At 56.6% G+C, this 12,648-nt stretch carries 10 protein-coding genes and 2 pseudogenes; 8 read left to right on the forward strand and 4 right to left on the reverse strand.

Annotation, left to right across the window (positions count from 1 at the left end):
• The first annotated feature begins 118 nt into the window (after positions 1-118).
• The 5 genes from JQF37_RS01175 to JQF37_RS01195 all read left to right on the forward strand — a co-directional run bounded on the left by JQF37_RS01175 (position 119) and on the right by JQF37_RS01195 (position 4,464).
• A complete protein-coding gene (locus tag JQF37_RS01175) occupies positions 119-1,525 on the forward strand; it encodes an ABC transporter substrate-binding protein (protein ID WP_130204103.1) in 1,407 nt (468 codons plus the stop codon).
• A gap of 74 nt (positions 1,526-1,599) precedes the next feature.
• Positions 1,600-2,382: an ABC transporter permease gene (locus JQF37_RS01180; RefSeq protein ID WP_130204102.1), complete on the forward strand. Its 783-nt coding sequence runs from the start codon at positions 1,600-1,602 to the stop codon at positions 2,380-2,382.
• A complete protein-coding gene (locus JQF37_RS01185; protein WP_130204101.1) occupies positions 2,382-3,230 on the forward strand; it encodes an ABC transporter ATP-binding protein in 849 nt (282 codons plus the stop codon). The genes JQF37_RS01180 and JQF37_RS01185 overlap by 1 nt, the downstream gene beginning before the upstream one ends.
• The gene (locus tag JQF37_RS01190) at positions 3,227-4,189 is read left to right on the forward strand and encodes a HEAT repeat domain-containing protein (protein WP_130204100.1); all 963 of its coding nucleotides are present in this window, start codon (positions 3,227-3,229) and stop codon (positions 4,187-4,189) included. The genes JQF37_RS01185 and JQF37_RS01190 overlap by 4 nt, the downstream gene beginning before the upstream one ends.
• Positions 4,186-4,464, forward strand: a complete 279-nt coding sequence (locus tag JQF37_RS01195; RefSeq protein ID WP_130204099.1) for a DUF971 domain-containing protein — start codon at positions 4,186-4,188, stop codon at positions 4,462-4,464. Before JQF37_RS01190 ends, JQF37_RS01195 begins: the two co-directional genes overlap by 4 nt.
• Before the next feature lie 45 nt (positions 4,465-4,509).
• Here the strand turns inward: JQF37_RS01195 and JQF37_RS01200 are convergent.
• A pseudogene (locus JQF37_RS01200) lies at positions 4,510-5,228 on the reverse strand (AAA family ATPase).
• A gap of 754 nt (positions 5,229-5,982) precedes the next feature.
• Entirely contained in the window at positions 5,983-6,930 is a 948-nt protein-coding gene (locus tag JQF37_RS01205; RefSeq protein ID WP_223272619.1) for a YcaO-like family protein, read from the reverse strand.
• Positions 6,931-7,551: 621 nt separating this feature from the next.
• On the opposite strand from JQF37_RS01205, the gene JQF37_RS01210 reads away from it, so the two are divergent.
• Together JQF37_RS01210 and JQF37_RS01215 are read left to right on the forward strand one after the other, a co-directional pair.
• Entirely contained in the window at positions 7,552-8,790 is a 1,239-nt protein-coding gene (locus JQF37_RS01210) for an MFS transporter (protein ID WP_130204097.1), read from the forward strand.
• Positions 8,783-8,923, forward strand: a pseudogene (locus tag JQF37_RS01215) (gamma-butyrobetaine hydroxylase-like domain-containing protein); the annotation flags it as partial. The gene JQF37_RS01210 and the pseudogene JQF37_RS01215, both read left to right, overlap by 8 nt.
• A gap of 105 nt (positions 8,924-9,028) precedes the next feature.
• Here the strand turns inward: JQF37_RS01215 and JQF37_RS01220 are convergent.
• Both JQF37_RS01220 and JQF37_RS01225 read right to left on the reverse strand, forming a co-directional pair.
• Positions 9,029-9,766, reverse strand: a complete 738-nt coding sequence (locus tag JQF37_RS01220) for a TorF family putative porin (protein WP_130204095.1) — start codon at positions 9,764-9,766, stop codon at positions 9,029-9,031.
• A 108-nt stretch (positions 9,767-9,874) separates the two neighbouring features.
• Entirely contained in the window at positions 9,875-11,617 is a 1,743-nt protein-coding gene (locus tag JQF37_RS01225; RefSeq protein ID WP_130204094.1) for an amidohydrolase, read from the reverse strand.
• A gap of 103 nt (positions 11,618-11,720) precedes the next feature.
• Here JQF37_RS01225 and JQF37_RS01230 point away from each other — a divergent pair, with 103 nt between their 5' ends.
• Positions 11,721-12,635 (forward strand): LysR substrate-binding domain-containing protein, encoded by a 915-nt coding sequence (locus JQF37_RS01230; protein WP_130204093.1) that lies wholly within the window; start codon positions 11,721-11,723, stop codon positions 12,633-12,635.
• Positions 12,636-12,648 lie beyond the last annotated feature (13 nt).

Consider the following 12,648-nt stretch of genomic DNA (forward strand, 5'->3'; position numbering starts at 1 on the left):
AACAACCCAAAAGCCATCCGGCAACCACCGGACGCCTGTTTCAAACACCCCTCGTTTCCCACCACGCCCTGATCGTGGCGGAGACGAACATCCTATAAATGATTCGAGGGGAAACACCATGTTATTGCGTGCAGCATTTGCCGGTCTGGTACTGGCCTCATTCACTTTGTCGGCCTCAGCCGAAACCATCCGCATTGCCATCGGCACCCAGGACACCACGATCAACTGCGCCGCTGGCGGTCTGTTGATCCGCGAACTGGGCCTGCTCGACAAATACCTGCCCCACGACGGGCAGTACAAGGACGCGAAGTACGACGTGGAGTGGAAGAACTTCACCAGCGGCGCGCCCCTGACCAACGAGATGGTTGCCGGCAAACTCGATTTCGGCGCCATGGCCGATTTCCCCGGTTCGTTCAACGGTGTGGCGTTCGAAACGGCGGGCAAACACAGCCTGTTCATCAGCGTACTGTCGGGCAGCATCAAGGGCAGTGGCAACGGCATCGTGGTGCCGAGTGCCTCGGGCGTGCAGTCGCTGGCCGAGCTCAAGGGCAAGACCATTTCCGTGCCGTTCGCCTCGACCGCCCATGGCATGTTGCTGCGTGCCGTGGCGGCCCAGGGTTGGGACCCGCTCAAGGACGTGAACATCATTGCCCAGCCACCGGAAGTCGCCGGCTCCGCCTTGCAGGCCGGCAAGATCGACGCCCATGCCGACTTCGTGCCGTTCGCCGAGCTGTTCCCGAGCCGCGGGTTCGCACGCAAGATCTATGACGGTTCTCAGGCCGGGGCACCAACCTTCCACGGTGCGCTGGTTGACCAGAGCTACGCGAAAAAATACCCGGAGATCGTCGTCGCCTACCTGCGCGCCAGCATCGAGGCCAATCAATTGCTCGCCGCCGAACCGGAGAAGTACAGCGAACTGATCGCCAAGGTCACCGGGGTCGATGCCGAGGTCAATTACCTGTTCCACGGCCCGTTGGGCGTCCAGACCCGCGAACTGAGCTGGAAACCGGAATATCGCCAGGCCGTCGGCACCGCCATCGACACCCTCAAGCTGCTGAAAAAGGCTGATCGCGGGCTCGATCTGAATACCTTCATCGACGACCAGTACATCCGCGCCGCCTTCAAGGCCTCGAAACTGGACTACAACGCGCAACTGGCCAACTACGCGCAAACCCCGCTCAAAGCGGTCGATGCGTCCACTGGCAAAGCCATCACCGACTTCAGCCACGTGGCCGAGATCTGGGTGCGTGGCGAACCGAAAGTCCGTCAGTACGCGTCGGCGGAAGCAGCGTTCACCGCGCTGGCCAGCCTCAAGCAGGAAGGAAAGAACATCCGCGCGGTGTATGCCCAGGCCAGCGACAGCGGCATCAAGTTGCTGGCGGATCAGGCGTGGTTTGCCAGTGATGCGAAAGGGCGCCTCAGCGCGTTCCTGCTCAAGGGCCAGGCCCAACAATTCGCCACGGCCCAGGGTGGCAAGGTATTCGACTTCACCGATGCCACCACCCAGGCCGTGGCCGTGCGCTAATCCAAAAACACCGCAGTCCCCCTGTAGGAGCGAGCCTGCTCGCTCCTACAGGGAATCGGTTGAGAGGAACAATTGTGAACGGACCCTTTAAGCGCTGGCCACCCCGAGCCGCATCCTTGCTGCTCTGCCTGCTGTTCTGGCAGCTCGCCGCCAGCCATCACTGGAACCTTGGCCTGGTGACATTCGCCAATGTGCCAACACCGCTGGCCGTGATTCAGGCAGCTTTCGGTCTCGGTGACTCCGGCAAATTGGCCCGGCATTTGAGCAGCAGCCTTGGCCGGGTGTTCGCCGGATACCTCGCGGCACTGGTCATCGGCATTGCCCTGGGACTGGCCATCGGCCGTTCGAAATGGGCCGAAGACCTGTTGCTGCCGCCGCTGGAAGTACTGCGGCCGATACCGGCCGTGGCCTGGATTCCCCTGGCGATCCTGATGTTCCCCTCGTCAGAACTGTCGATGGTCTTCATCACCTTCACCGGCGCGTTGTTTCCGATCCTGCTCAACACCGTGCATGGCGTCGAAGGTGTCGATCCACGGCTGATCGCCTCGGCGAAAAGCCTCGGGGCAGGGCGGCGGGCGATTCTGCTGGAAGTGATCCTGCCGGGGGCTGCGCCAAGCATCATCACGGGCCTGGCCATCGGCATGGGCACCTCGTGGTTTTGCCTGGTGACCGCCGAGATGATCTCCGGCCAATACGGCATCGGCTATTACACCTGGGAGTCCTACACCATCCAGAACTACGCCGACATCGTGGTCGGCATGTTGCTGATCGGGGTGCTCGGGATGGGCAGCAGCCTGTTGATCAAGCGCCTCGGCGGTCTGTTCACGCCTTGGCATCGACCACGAGGAAAAGCCTGATGAGCGTCTTTCAACACCCGCAAGGGCGCATCGATATTCACGCCCTGTCGATCAGCCTGGGCGAGGGCAACGACGCTTTTGAAGCGGTGCAGGGGCTCGATTGCCAGATCGAACCGGGACAGTTCGTGTGCATCCTCGGGCCGTCCGGTTGCGGAAAATCCACCTTGCTCGGTGCGCTGGCCGGTCACCTGCAACCTCGCACCGGCGTCCTCAATGTAGACGGCGCGCCGGTGTCTGGCCCGTCGCCACAGCGCGGCATGGTGTTCCAGCAGCACACGCTGTTCCCTTGGCGCACGGTGCGCGACAACGTCGCCTTCGGCCTGAAAATGCGCGGCATCGGTAAAGCCGAACGGCACCGGGCCGCCGATGAAATCCTCGCCCTGGTGGGCCTTGAAGGCTTTGCCGAGCGCTGGCCGGATCAACTGTCCGGCGGCATGCAGCAGCGGGTGGAAATCGCCCGGGTGCTGGTCAATCGTCCACGGTTGTTGTTGATGGACGAACCCTTCGGTGCCCTCGACGCCCTGACTCGCTTGAACATGCAGGAACTGCTGCTGGACATCTGGACACGGATTCGCACCACCGTGGTGTTCGTGACCCACGACATCGACGAAGCGCTGTTCCTTGCCGATCGCTTGCTGGTGATGAGCTCGCGCCCCGGCCGGATCATCGAAGACCTGCACCTGGACTTCCCGCGGCCACGCACCACCGAGCTGGTGACGAGCCACGAGTTCTCGCGCTTGAAGCGTCATTGCCTCGAGCTTCTGCGTCACGAAGACGGTCGGCAGCTACCGCGCCTGAACCCTCTCGGACTTCCTCCTGAAAACAAACTGCCGCGATTTGCCCTATGACCTCACTCTTTGATGTAACCGATAACGACGACATTCTTGCCCTGCAACCACGCCTGACCGATGAGGATGCCGGCGTGCGCCGCATCGCGCTGATCGACCTGGCTGACCTGGAAGAACCCGATGGCCTGCTGTGGCTGGTCGATCGCCTGGCGCACGACCCGGCCGAGGAGGTTCGCGCCGAAGCCGCGCGCTTGCTCGAAGCCTGGGAGGACGGGCCCGTGGTCGAGGCGCTGTGCCAGGCCCTGACCGATCCCGCGCCAGCGGTGCAAGCCGCCGCCGCGCAAAGCCTCAGCCTGCTCAAGAGCGAAGCGGCCGGCAGGGTGATTCTGCCGTGGACCGTGCATGCCGACATCGGCGTGCGCATCGCTGCATTCAGGGCCTTGCGCGAGTTGCGCTTTCCCCAAGCCGCCCCGGCGGCCTTGCTGGCGCTGGACGATCACGACGCCAACGTCCGCCGTGAAGCGGTCGGCGTGCTGGGCTGGCTCAAGCAGCTCGATGCCTTGCCGGCCCTGGCACGGCTGGCCAGTGATGACCCGGACACCGACGTCCGTCGCGCGGCCACCGGGGCGTTGGGGCTGGCGTCAGACGCACAGGTGCTGCCGGCCCTGCGACAGGCGCTGCAGGACCAGGCCTGGCAAGTGCGCGAAGAGGCCGCCACCACGCTGGGCAAGGTCGGGCACGCCGATGCCGGTGCCGCGCTGGTCGAAGCCTTGGGCGACGATTACTGGCAAGTCCGCCTGCGCGCCACCCGCAGCCTCGGGCGTTTACGTTATGCCCCGGCCCTGGAAGCCTTGATCGAAACCCTCGGCCACCGCATCAGCAATCTGCGCAAGGAAGCCGCGCTGGCCTTGGGCGAGTTGAACGAGCGGGATGCCATCGCGCCGCTGTTGGCCGCCCAGGACGACGGCGACCCGGAAGTGCGCAAGGCGGTGCGCATCGCCTTGAGTCAACTGCAATGAACCCGCTGGCCATCGGCAATTCCCGAAGCAAACAACAATTGCGCCTGAACTGGCCGGACGGTCGCGAACAGCGGTTGGACCACGTCGAGTTGCGTCGCCAATGCCCGTGTTCGCAATGCCGGGCGTTTCGAATGCGGGGAATGGCGCCGCTGGTTGATGCTCGCATTCAGGTGGTCGAAGTGAATTCGCAGGGGTATGGATTGCAGTTGGTGTTCAGTGATGGGCATGAGCGGGGGATTTATCCGTGGGCCTATCTGGCTGGACTTAGGGACTGAATATTCAGTCTGGAGCATTTCCCCCCTATGTGCGGTTCCAGTTGTTTATGTCGCGAATGCAGGTTCAGTAATGGCTCGGATAAATGCATCGTCCACAGTCTTTGCTCCATACTTGTGCATGAACTCACTACCGTTGGCAAAGCGATTGAAGCGTTGCTGACTAATCATGTAAAAATAATCACAATGGTTAATGACTTCATCAACATTGTGCGAGGAAACTAGAATGGCGGTGCCCTCTCTGGCAGCGCCGTGAAGACATTGCCAAATATAGTGACGAAATTCTGGATCTACACCAGCAGTAGGTTCGTCGAGAATCACGAAGTCTGCAGAGATTGAAAGAAGAGAAAGAGTAAAGAACCAACGTGTTTCTCCGTAGCTGCATAGCGATGATTTTTTGTTCCAGATATCTCGGTACCGGTCAACTATCGCAGGGCTCCACGCGCTTAATTTTTTTAGGGTTTTATCTTGTGTCATTGGCTCGCTTGATGACAGCGCAGTCACCATTTTAAAAATGTCACGCATGCGCAACGGTGGAGAAGTGGTAATGATCTGAGAAAGGTATAAGAAATGACTAAAGTCGTTTTTTATGAAGCCGCACTTTGCTTTTTTAAGGTCACAGATGATATCGAAAAAGTTGTTTTTCCAGAGCCATTGGGCCCGAGAATTCCGACAATATCGCCTTGAATAACCTCAAGAGACGCCTGGGTTAAGAGGGGGGTGGTTGAATAGGAGAAATCAATGTTTTGCGCCCTGAACTTTTTCATCAGTATCGGCTCCATACAGGATTTATTCTAAGATATTTGAATGTCTTAAACAGTGTAAAAGTGAATAAAGTAACTATTGCGATTGTGGTGGGCTTATTGGATTGAAGGCCTTGTTCCATTATTTTGCTTGCAAGCGTTAGTGGGTTTGCAAGATTCAAGGTGTCAGTGATGTGGTTTGCTGTGCCGGTACTCATTACTCCGAGAATTAGCATGCAGAACGAAAAGATGGAAAGCAACGTGTTCGAGTTCTGAAAGTTGATCGGTAGCCATGAAAATACAGCCCCGAGAGTGCAGAACATGATGAAGCAGACGTAGAAGCGTAGTGTGATATTTAGTAATTCATTGAGGTTGTAGTTTCCAAATGGAAATTTCGTAATTAGGTAAAAGGTCGCACAATAGGATGTCGATATTAGTGAGTAGGTAATGAAGTGTGATGAAAGGAAAATTAGTTTTGAGTCCTTGGAGTAAATAAATGATCGGGTGAATCCGCTTTCCCTTCTTCCGATTATGTAAAAGGCGAATCCGAATAATGCAACGCTCGAGGAGATATAGGCATAAAACCATGCTGAGACTGTAATGTAGTTACTGGAAAAATAGTTGGCGTCTTGCCTGGTTGCTGCAAAAAAATAGAACATCGCGCAAGGTGATATCATGATCCAAAATAATGAGATGGGTTCTTTTAATTGTTCTTTGATGAAAATGGAGGTCAGGGAAAAAATTCTGGGCCAGATATTTTTAGTCATGATTGAATTCTCTATGGGAATGGAACCATTGTTTCTTTTCTTTCGTTATGTATTTCGAGACGAAAAGAGTCTGAGTAATCGTTGATTATGTTTATGTCTGCTGAATTGTTCATGTGCATAAATATACAGGGCGAAGTGAATTTGCAAAATGTGTAGTTGGTTCCTTCTATTTGAGTTGTTTTTACGTAGAGGTACCCTTCGAGGTTCTTCTGTCTCAAACATCCAATCAAATTTTCAGTATTTAACTTGCAATGTGTGCTTTTGTTGTGTGATGTGCGTGAGCGGTAGTTTAGTTGTGACGTGATTTCTTGAAAGGTTTTATAGTGGTTGCATTTTACAAAGTGGCGGATGTAAGAGTCCTTAAGAGTGTCTGAGTCGCCGTGAAAAACGCTGAATAAATTCATGAATCGAAATGTTTGCCATAACTCCAAAATTGACTTGTTCAATGCTTCTGCTCGACTTTCTGAATAAGACATTCCTGCACAGTAGTGAACATTTCTACTGGAGTCATTGCTCCCGTAAACTGTTAGTAAGCAAACTCCTGGAAAATCATCATCGGAAATGTCAATTATTAATAGTTGTCCTGATTTTGTCAGTGCATTGAATAGGCCGTATGAAGGGAGCGTTTTTATCGTAGCTGATATCTCGGCTGGTTTGATTGTCTCTATGCATTGTTTGGTTAGCCAGAATCGAGTGAGAAATTGGCGTTCTAATGATTCTTTAATAGAGCCAAGAATCGCAAGTTCTGGATTCCAATGAAAGCTGCATCCACACGTGTCTCGACTTGGGTAAATTTTGTCGTCATCGCTGTTGTGGTGGGTCAGGGAGACCACCTGCTCCGCCACCCCCACCACATCCACCGCTGCCCCCGCAACCTCCTGCACTTCCGGAACCACCAGCGACTTGTGGATTGGAACTCGATCCAACATCATTTCTAAAATTGAATAGCATTTTTCCAAGTTCGTTGTTTTTCATTTTGTTTTTACTCGTTGTGTTTGCCACTTGAAATTAAGTGGTGTTGCAAGAGTTAGTTGATTTTTCTGTTGTGTGCAAGTGAGGGGTTTTTTGTGTTGTAGGGGTATTCCTACACACTTTCAAGAAGTGCCCTGCATGAGATTTGGAGTCTTGGTGGTTTGGTTTGGTTTTAGTGCGGACAGTGTCTGGCGTGGAATTTTGAAATTTCTTTTTCAAACCGTATTTTAGTTTTCGGTAAGTAGAAATGGTCTTGCTATGTCGAGTAGGGTATTTCTGTAGGATTAAATGTGCGGTTTGTGTTTTTTTTATGATTTTTTATTTTTTCAAGTGCTGATTTTTTAAAAAATACGACGAACGGTAGGCCCTATTTTTTGATTGTCCGCTTCGTTAGAGTAAGGAGTGCAGAGCATTGCGTTTGCGGGTTGTCGAACAGCTAGCTTAGGGGTGGGTCAGCCAATGAAGTATCGACTGACATACCGCTTCCGTGGACAGCGGCTCAAGGTCTCGATTCTCGGTCGAGGAGAACTTGAAGTCCGGAGAGGGGGGGTGAAGCTCGCTACGCACTTAAACCAGGACGCAAGCATAGGTCTCAAGGAGGATTGCTTATGATCTCCATTGCCGAACGCTTATCACCTTATACCGAAGCGTTGAGCGTCTCGTCTTTTCGCAAATTGCTGATAGGCCAAAGTCTCTCGATGGCCGGCGACGCTATTTGTCTAGCCGCACTGCCGATAGCGCTTATCCGGACCGGCTACGGAGCAGAAGTATTTGGTTTTGTTATGGCGGCAGTCGGGGTAGGGAGCGTGATCGGGGCCCTGGCCGGAGGCTTGCTGGCGGATCGAAAGTCGCCGAAGCAAGTACTGATTTACACCGACACGGCGAGGGGTTGTGCGCAACTGGCCGCAGTGGCGCTGTTCTTCTCCGGTACACCGTGGTGGTGCTTGGTCTTTGCCTACCTGATATTTGGCATCGGCATTGGGGTTTCCCGTCCGTGCGCCCAAGTACTGCTTGCCAAATTACTGCCCAAGCAAGCACTGGTGGCGGGCAATGGTGCGATGAACTTTGTCGACAATCTGGTCGCTGTGCTGTTTCCCGCGACGCTGGGAGTATTCATCATTTTCTGGGATCCGGTCTGGGGCATATTGATCGATGGTTTGACATTCTTCTGCGCCGCCATTTACACGGCGATGTTGCCCAATTTTGAGCCCTGTGAGTTTGAGGAGGAGTTCTCGATCCGGGAAACGGTCAATGGCATTGCCATCGTTGCCGGCAACTCCAAACTTTTGCTTGGCTTCGCGGCTACCCTCGTGGTGAACGTATTGTGTTTCCCGATTTTCCTGGTCGTCGCTCCCTATGCCATCAGCAATCGATTCAACGAAGAAATGTGGGGTGTGTGTCTGGCCGCCTCGGGATTCGGTGCGTGCATCGGATCAATCGTCACGGTGCTTGTTTCCGGGCATGAACGACTGATCGGACTTGCAGTGACCTGCGGCCTGTTTTTGGCTGGCGCGATGGCACTACTCGGCATGGGAAGCTCGTCCTGGATGGCGATACTGGGGGCGACTCTGGTAGGTGTCGTCGAAGCGTCCTGGTTGACTGGATGGGCTACAGCGATGCAGACACTGGCTCCCGAAAAGGACCTCGGTAAAGTGGTGGCAGTCGATACGCTCTTTACCAGTGGCGTACACCCCTTCATTTTTCTCGGTAGCGGAATCGTCGGCGGGATGGTCGGTTATTCCCAGACCCTTTCCCTCACGGCAATTCTCAGTGCCGTAGGCACACTGTTAATTGGTTTGGCGTCCTTTACGCTCATACCAAGGAGTGCTCAAGATTTCGCGGGTTGATGCGCAGGATCGGGTTATCGATTTGCACTCGCAGGGGTATGGATTGCAACTGATCTTCAGCGACGGCCACGATCGCGGCATCTATCCCTGGCCCTATCTGGCACAACTCGCCCCCGAACCCACCGGAATCTAACGGTGGGAGCGAGCCTGCTCGCGATGGCGGCCTGACGGTCGCTATTGATATTGACTGGATGGCGCTTATCGCGGGCAAGCTCGCTCCCACAGGGATCCGTGGTGGTCAGAAAGACTTGCTGATGCTCGCCACTACCGTCGCGCTGCACACATCATCGAACCCCCAATTGCTGGCGCACTGGCTCTTCGACAGGTTGGTGTCGACGTAGCTCAGGCCCAGCGTTACACCGGCCAGTTCGTGGGTCAGTCGGACTTCCCATTCGCGGTACGAATCCTCGGCTTCACCCGAGTTCGAATACAGGGTCGGGTCCTTGAAGTCCATGTTGCCGTAACGCAATTTCAGGCCGGTGTCATAGGGCAACTCGGTTTCGTAACCGACGTAGGTGTAGAGCGAGTTCTGCTGGCTGTCTATGCCCGGCGCATCGTCGGAGTAATAGGCCCCGAGCTTTACCCCATAAACGCTGAGAATGCCGTAGACCTCGCTCTGATTGAACTGGCTCTCTTTCGGGTAACTGTATTTGAGATAACCAAGGTCGAGATTGACCGCATCGGTGGCTTGCCACAGCCAACCGGCGTAGTAGTCGATCTCTTGTCGGGTCTTCAGGCCGCCACCAAAATCGACGTTGGAACTCCATGCGCCCAGGTACAGGCCACTGCTGTGGGTCAGGGTTGCGCCGGCCTGCAGGGCCGGGTCGTTCTGGGTTTGCGAAATGCCACGGCTGCGGTAGTCGCTGGCCAGGTTGACGTCCAGCAGCAACGAGAAATCATCATTCAAGGGCACGGCCTGGCTGCTTAAAGGCAGCAGACTCAAGGAGCCGAGGGCGAACAGGGTGAAAGCTTTCATGGGGTACGTCCCGCTATTGTGATTGTTATAGGCAGAAGTCGGGCATGGCTGCGCCTGGCCCCGTGTTGAGAAACACGGAGTCGGGTAGCGGAGGGGTTGCTGTTTTTCTTAGAGGGTTGGTGCGTAGACCTGACGACCGGCGAACCAGGTTTGCAGCACTTGGGTGTCGTGCAGGGCTTTTTCGTCGACGCTGAACACATCGCGGTCGACCACGATGAAGTCGGCCTGTTTGCCAGCGGTCAACGAACCGATCTGTTTGTCCAGGCCAATGGTGCGGGCGGCGTTGAGGGTATAGGCGTAGAACATGGTTTCGCGGTCGATGCGTTCATCGGCGTTGAGCACGCCCATTGGGCCGACCCGGGTCATGGCCTGGGCCATGGCGTTCCATGGGTTGGGCGAAGACACCGGCCAGTCGCTGGCCCCGGCGATGGTTGCGCCTTGCTTGAGCAAGGAGTGCGCCGGGTATTGGTAACGGAACGCCAGGGCACTGACGTAAGGCTTGATCATGTCCGTGGTGTAGTCGTCGGCACTGGCCCACAGCAGTTGCATCGAAGCGATGACATCGAGCGGTTTGAAGCGGGCGAACTCTTTCGGATTGACGATCTGCAAGTGCGTGATCGAGTGGGTCACACCGCTCTGGCGGTCCTTGCGCGCTTGGGCGATGCCGTTCAGCGATTCGCGTACCGCGCGGTCGCCGATGGCGTGGATGTGCACCAGCCAGCCCCGTTGATCGATGGCGCTGACCAGCTCACCGAAGTGCTTGGGATCGATCAGCAGTTCGCCCGGTTTGTGCGAGTTGGTGTATGGATCGATCATCGCTGCGCTCTGCGCCGGGTACTCGATCACGCCGTCGGCGAAGATCTTCAGGCCCGGCAGCGTCAGGTTGGGAATGCCCTGGAACTGCTGGCGGACCTTGTCCAGGGTGTCGAGATCGGCCGGCACGCTTTTCGGATTGGCCACCAGCAACGCCGCGACGTGGGCGGTCATGCCGCCGCTTTCGGACAGGGCTTTGTACACCGGCAGCACGCCCACGGTTTTCTCCGTGGGCTTGAGGGCGAACAGCGGTTCGCCAGGCGCGGCGTTGGCCGCGGGGTCCATCCACGCCGTGATGCCGAGGCTGTTGTTGTAGCTCACCGCGGTTTGCGCCGCCTTGAGCATGTCGGCGGCACTCGGTGACGGCATTTTCGAGGACACCCGGTCCCAACCGGCGTCCACCAGAAATCCGTTGGGGCTGCCATCGGCGAGTTTGCCGATGGTGCCTTTCTCGGCGTCCGGCAGGTTTTTCAGCAGCGTCGCATCGATGCCGGCGCGCTTGAGCATCACATTGTTGGCCCAGGCCGTGTGGTGATCGCTGCCGGTAAACACCACCGGTACGTCGGCCCATTCGCCGCTGTTGAATGTCTTGCCCAGGGCTTCGGACTGCGCCCAGTAGGCCGAGCTCATGCCAGCCACGGTCAGGACATCGCCATGCCGGGCCTTGCCGTCGTCACGCCAGGCACGCAGGCGTTTTTCCAGTTCGTCGAGCTCGACCACCTCGTCTTCCATGTTGGCCGCGACCATTTCCAGGCCGCCGAAAATCGCGTGGGAATGACTGTCGATCAGGCCGGGCATCAGGGTCTTGCCACCCAGGTCGATGACTTGGGTCCCTGAGTCGATCAAGGCCTTGATCTGCACATCGCTGCCCACTTGCAACACTTTGCCGTTCTGCACCGCCAGGGCCTGAACCTTGGGCTGGTTGCGGTCGGCAGTGAAAATCTTGCCGTTGAACAACACCAGATCAGTCGCCGCCATGGCTTCCAACGAGGCAAAACTCATTGCCACCATCAGTAGATTCGGGATGAATCTTTTCATTGAATGTTTCCTTGTTATTGCGTCTGATGGCCAGATTAGTGGCTTGCCGCCGTCGGCAGAACGCCTCACTCACGAAAAACGTTTTTGCCTGAATGGAAAAAGAATGGACAAGTTGGGTGCACTGAAAATGTTCGTGGTCACCGCGCAACTGGGCAGTTTCAGTCGCGCCGCCGAGCAGTTGGGCAAGACCCCATCGGCCCTGACCAAAGCGGTCAACCACCTGGAGACGGAGCTGGGTGCGCGTTTGTTCGAGCGCAGCACCCGGCGGATTTCGCTCACGGAATCCGGACGTCTTTACCTGGAAACCGCGCGTCAGGTCTTGCAGCGGCTGGACGAGGCGGGCGAGGAGATCGAGCAGTTGCAGCACGGCTTGCGCGGCAGTCTGAAAATCACCGCACCGCTGGCTTATGGACAGGCTTTTCTTGACCAGGTCGTGGGCGGTTTTCTTGAGCAATACCCGCAGATCGACCTGCAAGTGGACCTGTGCGATGCGTTCGTCAATTTGCTCGAAAGCGGCTACGACCTGGCGTTGCGCGAAGGGCATGACGACTTGCCGGGGCTGATCGCCCGGGTGGTCGGCAGCAATCGCCTGGCGTTGTGTGGCAGCCCGGAATATCTGGCGCGCAAGGGGCTGCCGGTCACCCCGCAAACCCTTGATCAGCACGAATGGTTGTTGTATCGCCACCCATTGCTCAGCCGCGAATTCTGGTGGGTCGAGCGCGACGGCCAGCGCCTGAGTCTGCCGCAGCCCCAGACGCCACGATTGCGCAGCGACAATTACGATCTGTTGCTGGCCAATGCCTTGGCCGGACGAGGTCTGCTGCACACCCCGCTGTGGAGTGCCGCGCCGTACCTCGCCGACGGGCGACTGGTGCAGGTGATGGCCGACTACGACATCGACCCGGACAGCTTTGGCCCGCACATTCTGGCGGTGTACCCCAGCCATCGGCGGGCCACGGCCAAAGTGCTGGCGTTTATCGATTACATCGCAGGGTTTCTGGCTTCACGTGGTCTGTAAGAGCAGTCGGTCG

It is taken from the genome of Pseudomonas sp. MIL9, from assembly GCF_016887925.1.
GTDB classification, from domain to species: Bacteria; Pseudomonadota; Gammaproteobacteria; order Pseudomonadales; family Pseudomonadaceae; genus Aquipseudomonas; species Aquipseudomonas mohnii.